Genomic DNA, 21,774 nt, shown 5'->3' with positions numbered 1-21,774 from the left:
GCGGGGACGGAACCCATCCACAGTACGCGCCCGTGCGAGCCGGTGCCGCATCCGATGACGTCGGGTTTCGGTCGGCGAACGCAGGAATGCCCCCGCCGAAGGCGGGGGCATTCCTCTGTGACGGGTCGAAGCGTCAGATGGCGTTGACGTCCAGCGGGATGCCGGGGCCGAACGTGGTCGACACCGCACCCTTCTGGATGTAGCGGCCCTTCGAGCTCGACGGCTTGAGGCGCACGATCTCCTCGAGCGCTGCGTCGATGTTCTCGTTCAGCTGCTCGGCGGTGAAGGAGGCCTTGCCGACGACGAAGTGCACGTTGGCGTGCTTGTCGACGCGGAACTCGATCTTTCCGCCCTTGATCTCCTCGACGGCCTTGGCCGTGTTCGGGGTGACGGTGCCGGTCTTCGGGTTCGGCATCAGGCCACGCGGACCCAGGACCTTACCGAGACGACCGACCTGACCCATGAGCTCCGGGGTCGAGACCGCGGCGTCGAAGTTGGTCCAGCCGTCGGCGACCTTCTGGATGAGCTCGGCGCCACCGACCTCGTCGGCGCCTGCGGCGATCGCGGCCTCAGCGGCCGGACCCGTCGCGAACACGATGACGCGGGCGGTCTTGCCGGTGCCGTGGGGCAGGATGACGGTGCCGCGCACCATCTGGTCGGCCTTGCGGGGGTCGACGGCGAGCTTCAGCGCGACCTCGACGGTCGAGTCGAACTTCGCGGAGCCGGTCTCCTTCGCGAGGGCGACTGCCTCGGACGGGGTGTAGAAACGGTCTGCCTCGATCTTCTCGGCAGCAGCGTTGTAAGCCTTGGACTTAGCCATGATTATTCTCCTCAGCCCTCGACCGTGATGCCCATGGAACGGGCGGTGCCGGCGATGATCTTGGCGGCGGCCTCGATGTCGTTGGCGTTCAGGTCGGCCTGCTTGGTCTCTGCGATCTGACGGACCTGGTCCTTGGTGATCTTCGCGACCTTGACCGTGTGCGGGGTCGACGACCCCTTCTGCACGCCGGCGGCCTTCTTGATGAGCTCCGCAGCCGGCGGGGTCTTCAGGATGAACGTGAAGCTGCGGTCCTCGTAGACGGTGATCTCGACGGGGATGACGTTGCCGCGCTGCGACTCGGTCGCGGCGTTGTACGCCTTGCAGAACTCCATGATGTTGACGCCATGCTGACCGAGCGCGGGGCCGATCGGCGGCGCCGGGTTGGCTGCACCGGCGTTGATCTGAAGCTTGATCAGGCCGGTCACCTTCTTCTTCGGTGCCATTCTCTTTCCTTTCATCGAACCGGATGCCATCGGCATCCGTTTCTCCCACGGACCCGGCATCTCCGGGTCGTGGTCGTCTGCGCGCCCTTCGACAAGCTCAGGGACCCAACCGGGTATCGCACAAACCACACAAGTCTACCCGATCAGCGGAGCCGCCGTGTTCGGCATCCGGCGGCCGCGGATGCCGGATCAGAAACGCATCGGAGCGAGCGGCTAGAGAGTCGTTTCTGATCCATCCTGCGCCGACGGGGCTCCGTAGAGGGCGGCCATCCGCTCGCCGAGGTCACGGAGGGCGGATCGCACCTCGGTCGGCTCCACCACCTCGGCGACCCCGGTCCACCCCGCGAGCTGCTCGGCCAGCGCGTCGACACGGTGGGCGCTGACCTCCATCCGCACGCGACCTGCGCCGTCGGGCTGTTCGTCGAGCATCCGCGCCTGCACCCCGAACCGGTCGCTGAGAGCCTTCACCGCCCACGGCGCGACATGCACGACCGCGCGGACAGCCCCGCGGAACGCTTCGACCCGCTCGACCATCTCCGCCCAGGCGAGCGCCCCGTCGAACTCGACAGGGGCAGTCCCGCGCAACCCCAGCAGGCGCAGCCCGAGGATCCGATCCGCCCGATACGTCCGCAGCCGCCCGGCGTCCGCGGCATCCGTCCCCTCGACGACCGGCGCGGCTATGAGGTACCAGCGCGGGCCCCTGCTGCCGACCATCAGCGGCACGACCTCCGCCTCGCTCGGACCGGACGAGCCGTCGTACTGCAGCGCGACCTGCACGGAGCCGGCGATCGCCCGCTGCAGTTCCGAAACGACCGGGGGAGGCGAGTCGTCTTCGGTGACGCCCCAGGGCGCGTCGCGCACCGTCGAGACCGCGACGCGCTGCGCGCCCTCCCGGAACGGCTCGGGAACCGCGCGGACGAGCTTCCGCATCGCCGCGATCCGCTCCGGCGTCGCCGCGCCGCTCTGCGTGAGCGCCACCAGCAGCGAGTTCACCTCGCCCTGAGTGAGCCCGGTGAGATCCGTGCGTGCGCCCCCGATCAGTCGCCAGCCTCCGCCTCTCCCCCGCGTCGGGTAGATCGGGACGCCCGACATCGCGAGCGCCTCCAGGTCCCGCCGCGCTGTCGGCACGGACACCTCGAGTTCGGCGGCGAGCTCGGATGCCGTCACCTGCGGCCGCCCCTGGAGGAACAGGAGGGCCTGGATGAGACGGTCGGCGCGCATCTCCGAACTCTTTTCTGAAGTGATCATTCGGTGATCACTTCACCGGGAAGCATAGAAGAAACAGCCCCACCGATGAAGGAGAACGACATGTTCCGTGGACTCGCCAATCTCAACCTCGTCGCCGAGGACATGACGGCAGCCGTCGCCTGGTACGCCGAGGTCTTCGACACTCCCCCGTACTTCGTCCGCCCCGAGCAGGGCCCCGTGCAGTACGCGGAGTGGCGCTTCGGCGACGACGAAGACGAATTCGCTCTCATGGACGCGCGATTCCGTCCGGCGCTCGCACAGCCGGGCGGCGCGCTGATGAGCATCCACGTCGACGACGTCCGATCGAGCGTCGACCGGCTCATCGAACTCGGTGCGACGGTCTTCGATCCGGTGACCCAGCGCGGAGAGGGCTGGTGGTCGGCATCCGTCAGCGATCCCTTCGGCAACCTGCTCGGCCTGATCCAGAGCCCGCACTGGGCGGCCCAGCACGCCTGACCGCCGGCAGACGCGAGAACGGCCGCCCCCGACAGGGGACGGCCGTTCTCGTACGCTTCGACTGGTTCAGCGACCCAGAGGGTCAGACCATCTTGGTGACCTGGTCGAACGACAGCTCGACCGGGGTCTCGCGCTCGAAGAGCGAGACGAGGACCGTGAGCTTGCCGCTCTCGGGCTTGATCTCGCTGATCGAACCGGGAAGACCCGCGAACGAGCCCTCCTTGATCGTGATGGTCTCGCCGACCTCGAAGTCGACCTCGGCCGGCAGCGGACGAGCGACGGCGACGCCGCCCTTCGACGCGATGTTCTTGGCCGTGGGGACGTCCTTGACCTCGACGAGGGACTTCAGCATGTTGAAGGCCTCTTCGAAGCGCAGCGGCGTCGGGTTGTGGGCGTTGCCCACGAAGCCGGTGACGCCCGGCGTGTGACGGACGACCGACCAGGTGTCTTCGGTGAGCTCCATGCGCACCAGCACGTAGCCGGGGATGCGCACGCGGGTGACCATCTTGCGCTGGCCGTTCTTGATCTCGACGACGTCCTCCATCGGGACCTCGATCTGGTAGATCTCGTCCTCGACCTCGAGCGTCGACTTGCGCTGCTCGATGTTCGCCTTCACCTTGCGCTCGAAGCCGGCGTAAGAGTGAATGACGTACCACTTGCCGGGGAGCATGCGCAGGTCCAGACGGAAGGCCTCGTAGGGGTCCTCCTCGGCGTCGTCGTCCTCGTCGTCCTCGGACGGACGGTCGTCTTCGCCGTTCACGTCGGGGCCGTCGTAGGGGGTGACCTCGTCGGCCGCCGCCGCTTCCTGCTCTGCGGTCTCCTCTGCGACGGAATCGTTGAGCACCTCGGCAGCAGCCTCGGTCTCCGCCGTCTCGTCCAAGTTCAGAGCGTCGTTCACGATCGCGTCCGCCTCCGGGTCGTCGATGTCGATGTCGATGTCTTCCGTGCTGTCCTCGTCTTCGTCCTCGTCTTCGACGTGGACGGCGACGTGCTCGGCCGAGGTGACCGAGAACTCCTCCGCGGCGAGGACGTTGCCCTCCTGGGCCTCGTCCTCCTCGCTGGACTGCTCTGCGGCGGTCGCCCAGTCGGCGTCGTCGGAATATCGTTCAGACACGTTGCTTCTTCTCCATAGCTGCGGCGCGAGCCGCGGGCGTCATCAGTCGGGGATTCCGAAAACCCAGTGCGTCACGTACGCGAACAGAGTGTCCAAGCCGTAGACGATGCCCATGACGATCAGAACGAAGACGAGCACCACACCGGTGAACTTGAACAGCTCCTTGCGAGTCGGTGTGACGACCTTGCGCAGTTCGGAGATGACCTGACGGATGAACAGGGCGATTCCCCCGAAGAACCGGGAGAAGGGGTTGCCCTTCTTCTCACGGGTGGCGCCGGCCGCGACCAGCTCGCCGCGCGGTTCGTCCTGATCCATCCTGAATGTACCTTTCGTGTGTCAGCGTTGCGCTGACGCGCAGGGCGGACAGGAATCGAACCTGCAACCTGCGGTTTTGGAGACCGCTGCTCTGCCAATTGAGCTACCGCCCTAGAGGCCTGGAGGCCTCGGGGTGTTCTCCCCACTCTGCCACCGAACTGTGATCGGGAGATCCCAGGCACGGCGAAAGAATGCAGACAACAACTGCTCACCCAGCATACGGCATCCTCCGAGGGAAGCCGAACCGAGGAGAGCCCGGTGTTGTTGTTAGGCTCGGCGAGCGGATGCAGTGGGAGGGAGCGCCGGTGAGCGCTGATGTGCAGCAGTTCCAGGTGGACCTGCGCGGAGTCGTCGACCTGCTCAGCAGGCACATCTACTCCAGTCCTCGCGTGTATCTGCGCGAACTCCTGCAGAACGCACGCGACGCCATCACGGCGCGTCGCGAGGTGGACGGCGGGGGCGGCCGCATCCGGATCACGCCCCTCACCGCCGAGACCGGCGAGTTCGTCCTGCGCGACGACGGCGTCGGGCTGACGGCGTCCGAGGTCGCCGATCTCCTCGCCACCGTCGGTCGGAGCTCCAAGCGCGACATCTTCGACCTGCCCCGCAGCGACTACCTCGGCCAGTTCGGGATCGGACTGCTCAGCTGCTTCATGGTCGCCGACACGATCGTGATCCGCTCCCGGAGCGCCAGAGGCGGCGCCTCGGTCGAGTGGACGGGCAGCGCCGACGGGACCTTCCAGGTCGCCGAGATCGACGAGGAGCTCCCCATCGGCACCAGCGTGCATCTCGTGCCGCGCTTCGACGCCGACGAGCTGCTGCGCCCCGCGGCCGTGCACGAGCTGGCCACGACCTTCGGCGAGTTCCTCCCTGCGCGGGTGACCGTCGACGCGGCCGGCGGGGACGTCGACATCACCCGGGATGCGCCGTTCCTCGACCCGGCGGACGACCTCGAGGCCGCCGCCGTCTACGGGCGCGACCTCCTCGGCGCCGCCCCGCTGGACGTGATCGAGCTCGCCGAGCCCGCGACCGGAACCCGCGGCCTCGCCTACGTGCTTCCCTACGCTCCCCCGCCCGGCGCGCGCCAGGCGACCCGGATGTATCTCGGCCGGATGCTGCTCTCCGAGCGCGTGGACGACGTGCTCCCGGACTGGGCGTTCTTCGTGCGCGCGGTCGTCGACTCCACCGGGCTCGCCCCCACCGCGAGCCGGGAGTCGCTGGTCGAGGATGCGGCACTGGAGCGGGTCCGCGAGCAGCTCGGCGCCGGCATCCGCCGCTGGGTGCTGGAGCTCGGCCTGCGCGAGCCGCACCGTCTCGCGCAGTTCGTCGCCGTGCACGAGGTCGGCCTCAAATCGCTCGTCCGCCACGACGAGGAGCTCGCGCGTTTCATCACGCGCTGGCTGACGGTGGAGACCACGCACGGCACGATGCGCATCGGCGATCTCGTCGAGCGGTACCCGCACATCCGCTATGCGCAGAGCGTCGACGAGTTCCGCCAGGTGGCCGGGATCTCCCCCGCCGACGAGGTGCTCGTCAACGGCGGCTACCTGTACGACGCCGACCTGATCCGGATGCTGCCCGAGCTGCACCCGCACGTCTCGATCGAGCAGGTCGACGTCACGGGCGAGCTCGACCGATTGGACCCCCCGCCTCTCGACGACCGCGATGCCGCCGTGGCCCTCGAAGCCCGAGCGGGCGCCGTGCTCGCGGCATCCGACTGCTCGGTCGTCGTCCGCTCGATCGACCGACCCGACCTCGCGGCGCTCTACGTCGCCGACCCCGAGGTGCTGAGGGCGATCGACCGCGGACGCACCAAGGGCGTGACCGGGGCGCTCTGGGGCGGCGTGCTCGACCGCATCGACCGGACGCTCTCGACGGCGCGCGAGGACGACCTCCGTGCGCGACTCTGCCTGAACTGGTCGAACCGCGTCGTCCGCGCCCTGGTCCGCGTGCAGGACGAGGCGGTGTTCGGCCGGACCGTCCAGCTCCTCTACATCCAGGCGCTGCTGGCTGGTCATCATCCGCTCGGCGACGCCGACCGCGCGTTGATGACCAGCGCGCTCTCCGACCTCGTCTCGCTCTCGGCCGGTCTGGAAGGGGACTCGATCCCCTTCGGCGACGCCCACTGACATCTCCACCGAAAGGGCACGTCCATGGCACGTCCGAAGAAGCGCTTCCAGCAGCTCATCGAGGAGATCGACCGCACCCCGTGGGGTCCGGCGGAGCAGGCGCTCGTCGCCGAAGCCGTCGCCCTGGCCGTCGAGCTCGGCGACGAGCGGCTCGAGTACGACGCACGGATGCGGCAGACGGCATCCGCCAACATGGGCGGCGCCACCGACGTCATGCTGAACTCGTTCGCGTGGTGCCTGGCGCACCACGACGCCGACCCGCAGCGCTTCCCCGCCGACATCGACAACGGCGGCGCCGACCTGATGTGGCAGTTCAAGTGGATGGCCTCCGCCCTGCGCTCCTCTCCGGCCTTCTCGCAGGAGCAGATCGCCGCCGTCCTCGACGACATGGAGTCGCACTACCGCACCGCGGGCCTCGGGCTGAGCGGTGTGCTCACGGCGCGCTTCGAGGACGCCTGGGATGCCGGGCGCTTCGACGATGCGGAGGCGCTGCGGGTGCAGCTCGAGGCGACCCCTCGCGACGAGCACAGCCACTGCGACGCGTGCGGGCGCAGCCAGTTCGCCGGATTCTTCGCCGAGACCGACCGCGATGCCGATGCCATCCGCCTCGTCGAGGAGATGATCGAGGGCGGCTTCTCCTGCGGAGAGGAGCCGGAGCACGCCCTGTCGCGTGTGCTGCTGCCCTATCTGCGCGCGGGACGCCCCGACGACGCGAAGACGGCGCACCTGCGCAGCTACCGGCTGGCGAAGGACAACCCCGACAATCTGCGCATCGTCGCAGGCAACATCGTCTTCGCCGCGGTCACCGGCAACGAGGCCAGGGCGCTGGCGATGGTCGAGCGGCACATCGGGTGGCTGGCGCACGACGGACTGAACGTCGACGCGCACTTCGCCGCCCTCGCCGCCTTCGCGGTCGCGCTGGACCGGGTGACCGCCGTCGGGCACGGCGAGACTCCCGTCCGCGGCGCCGACTCCGCCGGGCTCGTCCCGTTCTTCGGTGCGCACGACGGGGCGTGGACCGCCGCGGAGCTCGCCGCTGCCGCCTGGGCCGCCGCCGAGCGGATCGGCGCCGAGTTCGACCACCGCGACGGGACCGACGGTCATGCGCGCGCCCTGGCGCGGATGCGCGCGCTCGAGACCGAGAAGCACGACGTGCCGATCCGCTCGGACGCGTTCACTGCGCCTGCGCCGTCGGTCACGCCGGTCGACGCGGACGGCTGGTACGAGCGCGCGATGCAGCTCGCGCAGTTCGGCGCGGAGCACGAGATGCTCGAAGCCCTGCCCCGCGCACTGGAGGTCGACGACCCCGCCAAGCTCGCGCAGCTCCAGTCCATGCGGCTCGGCATCCTGATCGCGCTCGACCGCGCCGATGAGGCCGCCGAGCTACTGCCGCAGCGGATCGCGGCCCTGCGCGCCGCCGGCCGGGACGAGCAGGCCGACCTGGAGGAGCGCCTGGGCCTCGCCACCTTCGGGCTGAACACCCCCGAGGCGGCCGCCGGACTCGAAGAGGAGATCGCCGCGTCCGCCGCGCTCCCCGCATGGTCGCGAGGCGATCTCGCGATCAGCCGCGCGTCCCTGCATCTGCAGGCCGATGAAGCGGATGCCGCGCTCGACCACGCCGAGGTGGCGGCGCGGGCGTTCGCCGAGGCGGAGGACACGCGCCTGTCCAACACGACCACCCTGGTGGCGATCTCGGCGCTGCTCAGCAAGGGCGACCTCGAAGCGGCATCCGCGCTGCTCGATCGCTTCCTGGCGCAGGACGACGTGAGCGCCGGCCATCGCGCGCAGGCGCACCAGACCAGGGCACGCGTGCGCGGGGGCAGCAGCGCCTATGTCGATGGCGCCACCGACGCGGATGAATCCTGCCGGCTGCTCGCCGAGCTCGGCGCGACCCGCGCGCTGGCCGAGGCGCACCTGCTCGCCGGCGCGCTCTGGGAAGACGCCGACGAGCCGGAGAAGGCCGTGTCGCGCTATCGGCTCGCGGCGCGCATGGGCGGGGAATCGGGAGGGGATTCGACCGGCGTGAACTTCCGGATGGCGCGCGCCATGCTGCGCGCCGGCGACGCCGTGGAGGCCGCCGAGCTGTTCGGCGAGGTGCTCCAGCAGGAGGAGCAGGCCGAGGTGCCCCCGGGTTCGCGCGCCATGACCGCGTCGATGCTGGCGCGTTCGCTGAGCGCGGCAGGCGAGTTCGGCCAGGCGGTGGGCGCGCACGGCTACGCGTCCGAGCTGTTCGCCGAGGCCGAGGAGCACGCCGACCAGGCCATGGCGATGACGGAGCAGGCCAAGATCCTCGCCCGCTTCGACGAGAACGACGACGCGATCGCCCTCCTCGAGTCGGCGGCCGAGATCGTGCGGCAGGCGGAGGATGCCGCCGGGGCCCGCGCCGAGGTGCTGCACAGCCTCGGCCAGGCCTACGGCGGGCGCGGCGACCAGCGCGCCTTCGGGCTCTTCGACGAGGTCGCGGCCCTGGCAGAGGAGCACGACGCGGGCTGGCTGCTGGCCGATGTGACCGACTCCCGCGGACGGGCTCTCGCCGAGCTCGGCAGGGTCGACGAGGCCGTCGCGGCGGCGCTCACGGCGGCCGACGGCTTCGCAGGGCTCGGCGACAGCGGGGCGGCCGGCGGCTCTGAGCTGTTCGCGGCCCGCGTTCTCGCCGGGAACGAGCGACCCGCCGACGCGGTGCCGGTCTACCGCAGTGCCCTCGAGCACGGCGCCGAGATCCCTCCGCTCCGTCAGGTGGCCGCGCTCGAGCTCGGCGATGTCCTCGAGACGCTCGGACGGCACGGCGAGGCCGCCGAGGTCCGCGCGCTCGTCGAGAGCTGAGCGACCACCGCGACTCAGAAGAGCTGGCGCCAGTTGGCCTTCGCGAGATCGAGGAGCTCGTCGCCGCGGCCGGACATGACCGTGCGGATCGCGTAGAGCGCGAAGCCCTTGACCTGCGCGGCCTCGATCGCCGGCGGCATGGACAGCTCCTGCCGCTCGGTGACGACGTCGAGCAGGGCGGGCCCGTCATGGTCGAGCACTTCGCGCACGGCATCCGGCAGATCCTCGCTGCGCTCCACGCGGCGCGCGAAGATCCCCATCGCCTCGGCGATCGCGGCGAAGCTCGGGTTCTCCAGCCCCGTCCCGTAGGTGACGAAGCCGGCCGCCTTCATCTCCAGCTCGACGAAGTTCAGCGAGGAGTTGTTCACGACGATCGTCTTCACGGGCAGCTTGTTCTGCGTGAGGGTGAGGAGCTCGCCGAGCATCATCGAGAGGCCGCCGTCTCCGGCGAGCGCGACGACCTGTCGCTCCGGATGCGCGACCTGCGCCCCGATGCCGTGCAGCAGAGCGTTCGCCATGGAGCCGTGGGTGAACGAGCCGATGAGGCGGCGGCCCTCGGTCATCGAGAGGTAGCGGGCGGCCCACACGGTCGGCGACCCGACGTCGGCCGTGAAGATCGCGTCGTCGGCCGCGTACTCGTTCACGAGTCTGGCGAGGTACTGCGGGTGGATGGGGCGCTTACCCTTCGCCGGAACCGCCAGTTCGTCGAGCTTCTTCCGCGTCTTGCGGTAGTGGGCGGTGGCGTCGTCGAGGTGGCTGCGGTCGTCGCGCGTCGCCAGCCGGGGCAGCAGCGCCTCGGCCGTGGCGCGCACGTCGCCGACGAGACCGAGATCGAGCGGATGCCGCCTGCCGAGCTGCGCACCGCGGATGTCCACCTGGATGGTGGTGGCATGCTCCGGATAGAACTGCTCGTAGGGGAAGTCGCTCCCCAGCACCAGGAGGGCGTCTGCGGCCTCCATCGCGCGATAGCCCGAGGCGAAGCCGAGCAGCCCGGTCATCCCCACGTCGAACGGATTGTCGTACTCGATGAACTCCTTGCCGCGGAGCGCGTGCACGATCGGCGCGCCCAGTCGGTCGGCGAGCGCGATGACCTCGTCGTGCGCGCCCTCGACACCCGCACCGGCGAGGATCGTGACCTTCTTGGCGGCGTTCAGCAGCGTGGCGGCCTTCTCGAGCTCGGGCCCGCTGGGGACGATCACCGGGCGGGCGCGCTCGATCACGACGGCGCGGTTGTCGGCGATCTCGGCGAGGGCGACGTCGCCGGGGATGACGAGCACCGCGACGCCGCGCTGCTCGATGGCGGCGCGCATGGCGATCTCGAGCAGCCGCGGCATCTGCGCGGGATCCGCGACGTACTCGACATAGACGCTGCACTCCCGGAACAGCTCCTGCGGATGCGTCTCCTGGAAGTAGCCGGTGCCGATCTCGGTCGTGGGGATCTGCGCCGCGATCGCGAGCACCGGCACACGCGAGCGGTTCGCGTCGTACAGCCCGTTGATGAGGTGCAGGTTGCCCGGGCCGCACGATCCCGCGACGACGGCGAGCTCGCCCGTGGTGGCGGCATCCGCGGCGGCGGCGAAGGCCGCGGCCTCCTCGTGGCGCACGTGCACCCAGCGGATCGTGCCGTCCTTGCGGAGCGCATCCGTGAAGCCGTTGAGCGAGTCTCCCGGGATGCCGTACACCCGCTCGATCCCGTTGGCGTGCAGAGTCTTGACGATGTTCTCAGCGACGTTGGCCATGCTTCGACCCTACGCCCGTGGTGCGGCCCCGGATCGGGAGCGCCCTTCGTCTCGTCGCTGCGCTCTCCGCTCAGGAACCGAGGCTGCCGGTTCCTGAGCGAGCGCAGCGAGACGAAGGGCGCACGCCCCGCGCTCAGCCGATGCGGATGAGCTTCTTGTTGACGAACTCGTCGGCCGCCAGGTGTCCCAGCTCGCGGGCCGTGCCGCTGCGCTTGATGCCGCCGAAGGGCAGCTCGGGGCTGTCGGCGAGCACCAGGTTCACGTAGACCATGCCGGCCTCGATCCTGTCGGCCACGCGCTCGGCCTGGTCGGCATCCGTGGTGAAGACGTACGAGCCGAGACCGAAGGTGGTGTCGTTCGCCAGGGCGACGGCCGCATCCTCGTCCGCGACGCGGTAGACGACCGCTGCCGGTCCGAACAGCTCCTCGCGGTAGACGTTCATGTCGGGCGTCACGTCGGCGAGCACGGTCGGTGCGAAGAACGCGCCATCGCGGGTGCCGCCGGTGAGCAGCGTGGCTCCCTGCTCGACGGCCTGGTCGATCTGCTTCTGCAGGTTCTCCGCCGCCGTCTCCGACGACACCGGCCCGAGGACCGTGTCGTCGAGCATCGGATCGGTCGCCTTCACGGCTCCCATCGCTGCCGTGAACTTCTCGACGAAGGCGTCGTAGAGACCGTCGACGATGATGAACCGCTTGGCGCCGTTGCAGGCCTGGCCGTTGTTGTCGAGGCGCGCGTCGACACCCGCCTGGACCGTCGCATCCAGGTCGTCGGTCGAGAGCACGATGAACGGGTCGGACCCGCCGAGCTCCAGCGCGACCTTCTTGAGGTTGCGTCCGGCGACCTCGGCGACGGCGGCTCCCGCACGCTCGGAGCCGGTGAGCGACACTCCCTGCACGCGGGCGTCGGCGATCATCGTCGCGATCTGCTCGTTCGTGGCGAGCACGCTCTGGTACGCGCCCTTCGGGAAGCCGGCGTCGTGGTAGATCGCCTCGAGAGCGGTCGACGACTCCGGGCACTGCGGCGCGGGCTTCAGCAGGATCGTGTTGCCCACGATGAGGTTCGGGGCCGCGAAGCGCACGATCTGGTAGGCCGGGAAGTTCCACGGCATGATCCCGATGAGCGGGCCCAGCGACGAACGGCGGATGATCGCCGAGCCCTCGCCGAGGATCGCGATCGTCTGGTCGGCCATGATCGCCTCGGCCTGGTCGGCGTAGTACTCCGCGATGTCGGCGGCGAAGTCCACCTCGCCGAGGGCCGCCTCACGGGGCTTCCCCATCTCGCGCACGAACACGTCGGCGAGCGCCTCGCGGCGCTCCCGGTGCAGTTCGGCCGCGCGACGCAGAAGCGCCGCACGCTCCGCGACGGTCGACGAACGCGACCAGTCACGGTGTGCCTGGTCGGCGGCCGCGACCGCCTCGTCGATCTGCGCGTCCGTGAAGGTGTCGAAGGACGCCAGCGTCTCTCCGGTGGCGGGGTTGATGACGGCGTAGTCGGTCATGTCGTGTCCTCTCGATTTGTGCCGGTCGTTGAGCGAGGAGCGAAGCGACGAGACGAAACGCTGCGTGTGGGCGTTTCGTCTCGCTGCGCTCGCTCAACGACCGAGGGGTTTTCAGGAGACGGGAATCAGCGTGTACTTCGTGGACAGGTACTCGTGGATGCCCTCGAAGCCGCCCTCGCGCCCGACGCCGGACTGCTTGACGCCGCCGAAGGGGGCGGCCGCGTTCGACACCACGCCCACGTTGAGACCCATCATGCCGGTCTCGAGCTTGTCGATCATCCGCTGTCCGCGCTGCAGGTTCTCGGTGAAGACGTACGAGACGAGTCCGTACTCGGTGTCGTTCGCGAGGCGCACGGCCTCGTCCTCGGAGTCGAAGGTCGCGATCGCAAGCACCGGTCCGAAGATCTCCTCGCGGAGGATCGCCGATCCCGCCACGACGTCGGTGAGGACGGTCGGCTCGTAGAACGTGCCGGTGCCCTCGACGGCCTTGCCGCCCGCGAGCAGGGTGGCGCCGCGGCCGACGGCCTCGTCGACGAGCTCGCCCGCCTTGGCGACGGCATCCTCGTCGATGAGCGGTCCGATCGCGACGCCCTCTTCGGTGCCGCGGCCGATCTTCATCGCCTTGACGCGCTCCGTGACGCGTGCGGCGAACTCGCCCGCGACGTCCTTGTGCACGATGAAGCGGTTCGCCGCCGTGCACGCCTGCCCGATGTTGCGGAACTTCGCGGCGAGCGCCCCCTCCACGGCCTTGTCGAGGTCGGCGTCGTCGAAGACCACGAACGGCGCGTTGCCGCCGAGCTCCATCGACACGCGCAGCACGCCCTCGGCCGCCTGGGCGATGAGCTTGCGGCCGACCTCGGTCGAGCCGGTGAAGGACAGCTTGCGCAGACGCGGGTCGGCGATGATGGGGGCCGACAGCGCGCTGGACTTCGACGTCTGCACGACGTTGACGACACCGGCGGGGAGACCCGCCTCCTCCAGCAGCTTCGTGAAGAACATCGTCGTGAGCGGCGTGAGGGCCGGGGGCTTGATCACGACGGTGCAGCCGGCAGCGAGCGCGGGCGCGATCTTGCGGGTCGCCATCGCGAACGGGAAGTTCCACGGCGTCACGAAGAACGACGGTCCGACCGGCCGCTGCGACACGACCATGTGGCCGGTCCCCTCGGGGTTGATGCCGTAGCGGCCGCTGATGCGCACGGCCTCCTCGCTGAACCAGCGCAGGAACTCGCCGCCGTAGCCGACCTCGCCGCGCGCCTCCGCGAGCGGCTTGCCCATCTCGAGCGTCATCAGCAGCGCGAGGTCCTCCTTGTGCACCTGCACCAGGTCGAACGCCCGGCGGAGGATCTCGCTGCGCACGCGCGGAGCGGTGGCCGCCCACGAGTCCTGAGCGGCGACCGCGGCGTCGAGCGCGCGCTTGCCGTCGGCGGGCGTCGCGTCGGCGATCGTCCGGATGACGGCTCCCGTCGCGGGGTCCTGCACGTCGAAGGTGCCGCCGGTCTCGGCATCCGTCCACTCGCCGCCGATGAAGAGGCCGGTGGGGATGCTGTCGAGCAGCGCCTGCTCGGTCTGAGTGCTCATGGATTCTCTTTCTGTGGGGAGGAGTGCGGGGTCAGCGGCGGCGGAGGCTCGGCGGAGCGTCGATGCCGAGGGTCTCGCCGCGGAAGAACGCGGGCCGCTTGACCCGCTGCCAGATCATCACCGCGATGCCCACCACGATGATGAGCATCCCGAGGATGAAGACGATGCCGACGCCGCCGATCTGCGATCCGGATCCGTATGCCGGATCCATGGAGTCGATGAGGGTCGTGAAGAACAGCACCGCGAGGATGATGCCGCCGACGAGGGGGAACAGGAACGTGAAGAAGAAGTTCCTCGTCGAGTCGAACCACTGCTTGCGGAAGTACCAGACGCAGGCGAAGGCGGTGATGCCGTAGTAGAAGCAGATCATCATGCCGAGCGTGAGGATGGTGTCCCACAGCGTGTCCTCGCTGACCACGCGCATGACCGCGTAGAACGCGGAGGCGACGATGGCCGAGACGATGGTCGCGTATCCCGGGGTGAAGAAGCGCGGGCTGACCTTGGCGAACGACTTCGGCAGCGCGCCGTAGTGGCCCATCGCCAGGAGAGTGCGCGCCGGGCCGACGAAGGTCGACTGCAGCGACGACGCCGAGCTGGTCAGGACCGCGAGCGACACGAGGAAGGCGAGCGGGCCGAGGATCGGACCGGAGAGGTGGAAGAACACGTTCTCCTGGATGTCCTCGTTGCCGAGCCCGAGGTCTCCCGTGCCGACGCCCGCGAACATGATCATCGCGACCGCGAGGAGCAGGTACAGCGACACGATCGTGAGCACGGTCAGTGTGGCGGCGCGTCCCGGGGTCTTCTCCGGGTCCTTGGTCTCCTCGTTCATCGTGAGGGTGACGTCCCAGCCCCAGAAGATGAAGATCGAGAGCGAGAGACCGGCGGCGACGGCGCTGAACGACGAGATCGCGAACGGGTTGAACCAGTTGAGGTCGAACGGCTGGTAGTCGAACCCGTTGCCGTTCACCGCCTGCACGATCGCGGCGCCGGCGAAGAACACGAGCACGAGGATCTGGAAGCTGACGAGCCAGTACTGCAGCTTCTGCGTGGTCTGCATGTCCCGGTAGGAGACCCAGGTCGCGCCGAGCATGAAGAGCAGACACACCCCGATGTTGATCCAGGTGTTGCTCGCGAGGGCGGCGATGTCGGGGTTGTTCGTGATCTGCGAGAGCAGCAGGAACAGGAAGTCGACCGCGACGCCGGCGAGATTCGACAGCACCAGGATCGTCGCGACGATGAGACCCCAGCCGGCCATCCAGCCGATCCACGGGCCGAACGCCCTGGTCGCCCAGGTGAAGGAGGTTCCCGAGTCCGGCATCCGGTTGTTGAGCTCGCGATACCCGAAGGCGACGAGGAGCATCGGGATGAAGCCGACGAGGATGATGGCGGGGATCTGCGCGCCGACGACGGATGCCGTGGGCCCGACCGCCGCCGTGAACGTGTAGGCGGGCGCGATGCAGGAGATGCCGATCACGACCGCGCCGATGAGGCCGATCGTCCCGGCGCTCAGGCCCTTCGTGGAGATGCCGGTCGTGACACCGGATTCGGGCTCCGTCGCCCGATTCGTGCTGCTCATCAGCGGACTCCTGCTTCGGCGCGGGTGCGCGGGACGACGATCATCGGGACGGGCAGCTCGTGCAGCATCTTCGCTGCCGTGGAGCCCAGGAACAGTCGGCGGGGCTGAGCCAGCCGGCTGGAGCCGACGAGGACGACCTCGCCGGGGAGCCAGGAGAGATGCGCGACCGCGTCCTCCACGGTGTCGCCGGGCGCCCGCTCGACGGCGGCGGTCCGACCGTCGGGCAGCAGCTCCGAAGCGACCGCGAGAACCTCCTGCGAGTGCTCGTCGCCGACCACGCGGATCGCTCCGGTGTCGAGTCCCGGCGGGACGTCGAAGGGCACGAGCGACACGAGCCGGAGATCGACGTCGGCGTCGCCCGCGAGGGCCACCGCCTCGTCGAGCAGCGCGTCGGCGCCCGGGCGGGTGCCGACGGCGACCGTGACGCGCGGGATGACGTGATCGTCCTGCTGCGCCGAACCCACCGGCGCGAGCGCGACCGGGATCGTCGACGAGTGCAGCAGCTCCGAGGCGACGCTGCCGAGACGATGCCGACCGAGGATGCCGCCTCCGGCAGCACCGACCACGATGACGCGTGCGCCGAACTCCTCACCGGCGGCGATGAGTCCCTCGGCGAAGGACTCCGCGAAGCGCACGTGACCGCTGCGGGTCAGCTCCTGCGGCAGCCGGACGATCGCGTCGGCGAGCCACTTCTTCGCCTGGCCGCGGATGTGCTCCTCGTAGGCGCGCTCCGGAGGGACCGCCGCGCTGCGCGTGCCCTCGTTCGGGAGCACGATGACGAGGTGCAGCGTCGCCCCGAGGCTGCGGGCGAGGCGGGCACCGAGTGCTGCGGCATCCGCTCCGGTGTCCGTCGCGGTGTAGCCGACGACGACCGAGCCGGTCATCAGACGCCGCCCTCGGCGGAGCCGGCGTCGCGGATCGCGTCGACGATGTTCGCGGCGGCGAGCTGCCCCATGCGGATCGCCCCGTCGACGTGCTGGTAGCCGGCGCCGGCCAGGTCGCTGCACGCGAAGTGGATCGGTCCGACGGGGGTGCGCAGGTCGGCGCCGTAGCGGTGCAGGCCTCCCATGTCGAAGCTCGCGGCGTAGGCACCGCGGGTCCACTCCTCGCTGCCCCAGTCGCTCTCGTAGTAGACGACGGGGTTCTTGGCCTCGGCGCCGTAGTAGTGCGAGAGCGACTCGAGGATGCGCTCCTTGCGCTCCTCCGCCGACAGCTCGAAGACGCCGTCGGCGTTCGCGTCGGACACGAAGCCGACCAGCGTCCCGCGCTCGTCGCCGTGGTTGGTGTTGTCATACGCCTCGTGCACGAGCTCGTACGGGCTGAAGGCCGTGGCGCTCAAGCCGTCATTCCGCCAGAAGGGCGTCTCGTAGACCGCGTGCACCTTGATCACGAACCCCATCGACAGGTGCTGGTGCATCTGGTGCTGGCGGCGCGGCAGGGGCGGGACGAACGAGATGCGGTTGTACAGCACCGGCGCGTGGGCGAGGATCGCGTAGCGGGCGGTGACCGTGAGATCATCGGTCGTCGCGCGGACGAACGGGGTCCCCGAGCCGGTCGACGGCCCCCACTCCAGGCTCCGCACGGGCTGGTTCAGCAGCACGTCGTCGCCCAGACGCTCGGCGAGGCGGAGCGGCACCTGCTGCAGACCGCCGACCACGCGCTTGTCCAGGATGAAGTCGGCGTCGACGAGGTTCGAGTACGAGCCGGCGGATGCCGCCATGAGCAGCGACTGCAGCAGAGAGAAGGAGTGCGTGGGCTTGGTGAGCATCGCGGTGCCGGTGGCGAAGGCCAGGTTGCGCACGGCCTCGTCGTCGTCGGTCTGGGCGCGCAGCCAGGCGTCCCAGGTGACGGTGTCCCATTCCTCGGCCTGAGGGTGCGCCCAGGGGCGATCCGGGTCGATCTCCGCGACCATCGCGTCGAGACGCTCGGTGATCTCGGCGATCACGGCCTCGGTCGCAGGCGACACCGGGAACATCTCACCCGTGAAGCGGTGCGACGTGCCGTCCGGGCCGACGTACACGCTGTCGCCCTCGCGGTAGCGGCTGTACGTCTCGAGCCCCAGCTCCTCGATGGCGTCCTTCAGCGCGTCCTGATCCGGAGAGACCCACTGCCCGCCGATCTCGAGCATCGCGCCCTCGATCACGTCGGTCCACAGTCGTCCGCCGACACGGTCGCGCGCCTCGAGCACGGCGACCGAGAGGCCGGCCTTGCGCAGGTCGTTCGCCGCCGTGAGCCCTGCGGCTCCGGCGCCGATGATCAGTACGTCGCGTGTGATCTCAGCCATGTGCAACTCCTTCGTTGGGGGATGAAGTGCCGGTCGCGACCCGCAATCCCCCGATCAGGGTCGCGACCGGACGTGTGTGTGTCAGGCGGCGGCGAGGGCCGCTGCGACGATGTCGAGTCCTTCGTTCAGCAGATCGTCGCCGATCGCGAGCGGAGGCAGGAAGCGGATGACGTTGCCGTACGTGCCGCAGGTGAGCACGATCACGCCCTGGGCGATGCAGGCCTTCGCGACGGCGGCCGTGAGCGCGGCATCCGGGGCGTTGGTCTCGGGGTCCACGAACTCGGCGGCGATCATCGCGCCGTGGCCGCGGACATCGCCCACGCGGGCGTCGCCCTGCTGGATCGCGGTGAGGCGGTCGGTGAGGATCGTGCCGATCTCACGCGCGCGCTCGATCACGCCGTCGTTCTCGAACACGTCGATCGCGGCGAGCGCCGCGGCGCAGGCGATCGGGTTGCCGCCGTAGGTGCCGCCGAGGCCGCCGGAGTGCGAGGCGTCCATGATCTCGGCGCGGCCGGTGACGGCGGCGAGCGGCAGACCGCCGGCGATGCCCTTGGCCGTGGTGATGAGGTCGGGCTCGATGCCGAAGATCTCGCTCGCGAACATGTGGCCGGTGCGGGCGAATCCGGTCTGCACCTCGTCGGCGATGAAGACGACGCCGTTCGCACGGCACCAGTCGACGATGGCGGGCAGGAAGCCCTCGGCGGGAACGATGAATCCGCCCTCGCCCTGGATCGGCTCGATGATGACCGCGGCGAGGTTGTCGGCGCCGATCTGCTTCTCGAGCTGGAGGATGACGCGGGCCGCGGCCTCGGGGCCGGCGAGGCCGTCGCGGAACGGGTACGACATGGGCGCACGGTAGACCTCGGGCGCGAACGGGCCGAAGCCGCTCTTGTACGGCATCGACTTGGCGGTGAGGGCCATGGTCAGGTTCGTGCGGCCGTGGTAGCCGTGGTCGAAGGCGACGACGGCCTGGCGACCGGTGTGCTTGCGGGCGATCTTGATCGCGTTCTCGACAGCCTCGGCGCCGGAGTTGAACAGGGCGCTCTTCTTGGCGAAGTCACCGGGCGTGACCCGGTTCAGCGCCTCGGCCACCTCGATGTACGACTCGTAGGGCGAGATCATGAAGCAGGTGTGGGTGAACTGCGCGGCCTGGGCGGCGACGGCGGCGGCGACCTTCGGGTGCGCGTTGCCGACCGTCGTCACGGCGATGCCGGAGCCGAGGTCGATGAGCGAGTTGCCGTCGGCGTCCACCACGACGCCTCCGCCGGCGGCGACGGTCGCGACGGGGACGGTGTGGCCGACACCGGCGGCGACGGCATCCGCCTTGCGCGCGAGGATCTCGGCCGAGCGGGGCCCGGGAAGCGCGGTGACGAGGCGTCGCTCCTGGGGGAGCTCGGGTCCGCCGAGGGGAACTGCAACAGCTGCGGTGTCGAGGAGTGCCATGCTCGCGAGCGTACGGCGGCATCGGACACCGCCGCACTCGCCCGACTGTACAATCTGGAGAGTCAGATCGCCGACCTGTACAACGGGAGTCCCCCATGGCCGCTGCGGAAGAGCCCACGCTGCGGGCACTGCTGCACCGTCGCGACCTCGGCCTGACCCTCGTCTCGCACGAGGATGATCTCCCCGAGGGCGCGCTCGACCGGTCGCTGCGGTGGGTGCACAGCTCCGATCTCGAGGACCCCACGCCGTTCCTCTCCGAAGACCTGGCGCTGCTGACCACCGGCCGGCAGTTCGACGAGCCGGGCGACATCGGCGCCTACGTCGCGCGTCTCGCCGACCGCGGGGTGCTCGGGCTCGGCTTCGGCACCGAGGTGCACCGCTCCGGCATCCCGGAGGAACTCGTCCACGCCTGTGCCGCGAAGGGGATGCCGCTGTTCGAGGTCCCCTACCGCACGCCGTTCATCGCCGTCGCCCGCGCGCACTCCGAGGCCATCGCCGCGCAGGCCTACGCCCGCCGGTCGTGGGCGCTCGACACGCAGCGCGCTCTCGCCCTCGCCGCCCTCCGTCCGCATGGCCTCGACGCGACGATCGCCGAGCTGGGCCGGCGCCTCGACGTCTGGGCCGGGATGTTCGACGCGGCCGGAGCGCTGCTGAGCTCGCATCCGCGCGATGCGGTCGAGACCGGCGTGCTCGACGACCTCGGCGAGCGCGTGATCGAGATCCTGGCCCGCGGACTCGAGGCCGGCCAGTCGCTCACGCTCGACGACCGCACCTTCACTCTCTTCACCGTCGGCCGGGGCGGGCACCTGCGCGGCGTCATCGCGCTCGCGATCGACGTGCTCGATGCGGAGGCGCGTTCGGTCGTGACCTCGGTCATCGCGATGGCGGGACTGGCGATGGAGCAGAGCGAGCAGCTGGCCCGGAGCCGACGGCGGCTGCACGACCAGCTCCTCGGCTCGCTGCTGACCGATGACCCGGGACTGGCCCGGCGCGTCCTCGGCGGCCTCCCGCCCGCCCCCATGCTCGTCGCCGTCGCGGCCGATGCTCCGGCGGGGACGCTCACCGACTGGTGGGAGCGGCACCGCTCCGAGCACGGCACGCCGTTCTTCCTGGCCGAGTCCGAGGAGGGCGTGACGCTCTGCCTGTCCGAGGCCGACGAGAACCTCCTCGACGAGGTCGCCGTGCGCTTCGGCATCCGCATCGGCGTCTCCGACCCGGAGGGCTACGACGCGTTCTCGCGCGCGCACGCGCAGGCCCTGACGGCACTCCGCCAGCAGGGCGAGCGCGGTGCGGTGAGGTACGCCGACACCGTCGGCTCGAGCATCCTCACCGCTCTCGCGACCGATGAGGCGCGACTCGTGGCGGAATCCCGCCTCGCACCGCTGCGCGAGCACGACGCGCGGACGGGCGCGGATCTCGAGCGCTCGCTGCGCACCTGGCTGGAGCACGACGCGCGCGCCGAGTCCGCCGCCGCCGCGCTCGGTGTGCATCGGCACACGCTCCGCTCCCGTATCGCCCAGGCGGGAGGGATGCTCGGGATCGACCTGTCGTCGTTCCCGGCTCGAGCCGAGCTCTGGACGCTGCTGCAGACCGCGAGGGACTGAGCGCACATCGCTCCGGTCGCACCGTCTCACCGATCGGGGTCGATCACCCCTGCGTTCTCGCGACCGGAGGGGCGGCCGGGTCAGCGGGGTGCAGGTAGCGGCTCACGAACTCGTCGAAGAGCACGACCATGTCGACCGACTCGTCGAGCAGCCACTGGAGCTGGATCCCGTCCATGACGGCGCTGATCAGACGCGCGGCCAGCGCAGGGTCGATGTCGTCGCGCACCTCACCGGCTTCCTGACCTCGGCGGAGGATCTCCTCGGCCTCGACGGCGCGCGTCCGGTAGCGCTCGGAGAAGTCGTCATGCGAGGGATGCTCGGGGTCGGTCGCCTCCGCCGAGACGATCGCGTACAGCGAGGTGAGCCCGCGAGAGGTCTGGTTGTGCGCGACGACGCGCCTCGCCTGCTCGAGCAGCGTGTGCTCGGCAGGGTCGCCCGCCGCGGCGCGCACCTTCTCGTCGCGCTGGTGGATGACCTCGGCGAAGAGCTCGTCCTTTCCGGCGAAGTGATGAAGGAGCCCGGCGGGCGTCACCCCGACACGCTTGGCGATCTCCCGCAACGAGCCTCCATGGAAGCCCGTGCGGGAGAACACCCCGAGCGCCTCGTCGACGATGGCCTGACGCCGCGCCTGCCCCGTCGCATAAGGGCCGCGGGTTCCGCGGGGGGTCACCGGTCGTTCATCCGCATCCACAGCCAGCCCTCTT

The 21,774-nt window shown here is 70.0% G+C and carries 17 protein-coding genes and 1 tRNA gene; 4 read left to right on the top strand and 14 right to left on the bottom strand.

Annotated elements, in window-relative coordinates; all coding sequences use genetic code 11:
• Positions 1 to 133: 133 nt before the first annotated feature.
• The 3 genes from rplA to LBN7_RS14805 form a co-directional block, all read right to left on the bottom strand.
• Positions 134 to 820, bottom strand: coding sequence for a 50S ribosomal protein L1 (rplA, locus tag LBN7_RS14815; protein ID WP_116635728.1), 687 nt, complete (start codon positions 818 to 820; stop codon positions 134 to 136).
• Between the two features lie 11 nt (positions 821 to 831).
• The gene (gene rplK / locus LBN7_RS14810; protein ID WP_116635727.1) at positions 832 to 1,263 is read right to left on the bottom strand and encodes a 50S ribosomal protein L11; all 432 of its coding nucleotides are present in this window, start codon (positions 1,261 to 1,263) and stop codon (positions 832 to 834) included.
• A 213-nt stretch (positions 1,264 to 1,476) separates the two neighbouring features.
• Positions 1,477 to 2,484 carry a helix-turn-helix transcriptional regulator gene (locus tag LBN7_RS14805; RefSeq protein WP_407360081.1) on the bottom strand — a complete coding sequence of 336 codons (1,008 nt, stop codon included), beginning with the start codon at positions 2,482 to 2,484 and terminating at the stop codon, positions 1,477 to 1,479.
• A gap of 87 nt (positions 2,485 to 2,571) precedes the next feature.
• Between LBN7_RS14805 and LBN7_RS14800 the strand changes: the two genes are divergently transcribed.
• On the top strand, positions 2,572 to 2,967 hold the full coding sequence (locus LBN7_RS14800; RefSeq protein WP_116635950.1) for a VOC family protein: 396 nt from the start codon (positions 2,572 to 2,574) through the stop codon (positions 2,965 to 2,967).
• 82 nt (positions 2,968 to 3,049) lie between these two features.
• Here the strand turns inward: LBN7_RS14800 and nusG are convergent, their stop codons facing one another.
• The 3 genes from nusG to LBN7_RS14785 all read right to left on the bottom strand — a co-directional run bounded on the left by nusG (position 3,050) and on the right by LBN7_RS14785 (position 4,509).
• Entirely contained in the window at positions 3,050 to 4,081 is a 1,032-nt protein-coding gene (nusG, locus tag LBN7_RS14795; protein WP_407360080.1) for a transcription termination/antitermination protein NusG, read from the bottom strand.
• A 42-nt stretch (positions 4,082 to 4,123) separates the two neighbouring features.
• Positions 4,124 to 4,396, bottom strand: a complete 273-nt coding sequence (secE, locus tag LBN7_RS14790) for a preprotein translocase subunit SecE (protein WP_116635724.1) — start codon at positions 4,394 to 4,396, stop codon at positions 4,124 to 4,126.
• 40 nt (positions 4,397 to 4,436) lie between these two features.
• A tRNA-Trp gene (locus LBN7_RS14785) sits at positions 4,437 to 4,509 on the bottom strand.
• Positions 4,510 to 4,680: 171 nt separating this feature from the next.
• Between LBN7_RS14785 and LBN7_RS14780 the strand changes: the two genes are divergently transcribed.
• Both LBN7_RS14780 and LBN7_RS14775 read left to right on the top strand, forming a co-directional pair.
• Positions 4,681 to 6,525, top strand: coding sequence for an HSP90 family protein (locus LBN7_RS14780; protein ID WP_407360079.1), 1,845 nt, complete (start codon positions 4,681 to 4,683; stop codon positions 6,523 to 6,525).
• A gap of 24 nt (positions 6,526 to 6,549) precedes the next feature.
• Positions 6,550 to 9,348, top strand: coding sequence for a tetratricopeptide repeat protein (locus tag LBN7_RS14775; RefSeq protein WP_407360078.1), 2,799 nt, complete (start codon positions 6,550 to 6,552; stop codon positions 9,346 to 9,348).
• Between the two features lie 14 nt (positions 9,349 to 9,362).
• On the opposite strand, the gene poxB is transcribed toward LBN7_RS14775, so the two are convergent.
• The 7 genes from poxB to gabT form a co-directional block, all read right to left on the bottom strand.
• The gene (poxB, locus tag LBN7_RS14770; RefSeq protein WP_116635721.1) at positions 9,363 to 11,087 is read right to left on the bottom strand and encodes a ubiquinone-dependent pyruvate dehydrogenase; all 1,725 of its coding nucleotides are present in this window, start codon (positions 11,085 to 11,087) and stop codon (positions 9,363 to 9,365) included.
• Positions 11,088 to 11,220: 133 nt separating this feature from the next.
• On the bottom strand, positions 11,221 to 12,585 hold the full coding sequence (locus tag LBN7_RS14765) for an NAD-dependent succinate-semialdehyde dehydrogenase (protein WP_407360077.1): 1,365 nt from the start codon (positions 12,583 to 12,585) through the stop codon (positions 11,221 to 11,223).
• A gap of 111 nt (positions 12,586 to 12,696) precedes the next feature.
• Complete coding sequence (locus tag LBN7_RS14760; RefSeq protein ID WP_407360076.1) at positions 12,697 to 14,163, bottom strand: NAD-dependent succinate-semialdehyde dehydrogenase; 1,467 nt, start codon at positions 14,161 to 14,163, stop codon at positions 12,697 to 12,699.
• Between the two features lie 31 nt (positions 14,164 to 14,194).
• Positions 14,195 to 15,739 (bottom strand): APC family permease, encoded by a 1,545-nt coding sequence (locus tag LBN7_RS14755; RefSeq protein ID WP_341947788.1) that lies wholly within the window; start codon positions 15,737 to 15,739, stop codon positions 14,195 to 14,197.
• Complete coding sequence (locus LBN7_RS14750) at positions 15,739 to 16,623, bottom strand: universal stress protein (protein WP_116635717.1); 885 nt, start codon at positions 16,621 to 16,623, stop codon at positions 15,739 to 15,741. The genes LBN7_RS14755 and LBN7_RS14750 overlap by 1 nt, the downstream gene beginning before the upstream one ends.
• Positions 16,623 to 18,023 carry a flavin monoamine oxidase family protein gene (locus tag LBN7_RS14745; protein WP_407360075.1) on the bottom strand — a complete coding sequence of 467 codons (1,401 nt, stop codon included), beginning with the start codon at positions 18,021 to 18,023 and terminating at the stop codon, positions 16,623 to 16,625. The genes LBN7_RS14750 and LBN7_RS14745 overlap by 1 nt, the downstream gene beginning before the upstream one ends.
• Before the next feature lie 81 nt (positions 18,024 to 18,104).
• Positions 18,105 to 19,466 carry a 4-aminobutyrate--2-oxoglutarate transaminase gene (gene gabT / locus LBN7_RS14740; protein ID WP_341947786.1) on the bottom strand — a complete coding sequence of 454 codons (1,362 nt, stop codon included), beginning with the start codon at positions 19,464 to 19,466 and terminating at the stop codon, positions 18,105 to 18,107.
• A gap of 95 nt (positions 19,467 to 19,561) precedes the next feature.
• Here gabT and LBN7_RS14735 point away from each other — a divergent pair, with 95 nt between their 5' ends.
• The gene (locus LBN7_RS14735; RefSeq protein ID WP_407360074.1) at positions 19,562 to 21,070 is read left to right on the top strand and encodes a PucR family transcriptional regulator; all 1,509 of its coding nucleotides are present in this window, start codon (positions 19,562 to 19,564) and stop codon (positions 21,068 to 21,070) included.
• Positions 21,071 to 21,113: 43 nt separating this feature from the next.
• Here the strand turns inward: LBN7_RS14735 and LBN7_RS14730 are convergent, their stop codons facing one another.
• Entirely contained in the window at positions 21,114 to 21,740 is a 627-nt protein-coding gene (locus tag LBN7_RS14730) for a TetR/AcrR family transcriptional regulator (protein ID WP_407360073.1), read from the bottom strand.
• Between the last annotated feature and the right edge of the window lie 34 nt (positions 21,741 to 21,774).

Origin of the sequence: Microbacterium sp. LBN7, assembly GCF_045690345.1 — a bacterium.
In the GTDB taxonomy this organism is placed as follows: Bacteria; Actinomycetota; Actinomycetes; order Actinomycetales; family Microbacteriaceae; genus Microbacterium.
The sequence above is the reverse complement of the archived record's forward strand: the minus strand, read 5'-3'. Positions and strand labels throughout refer to the sequence as shown.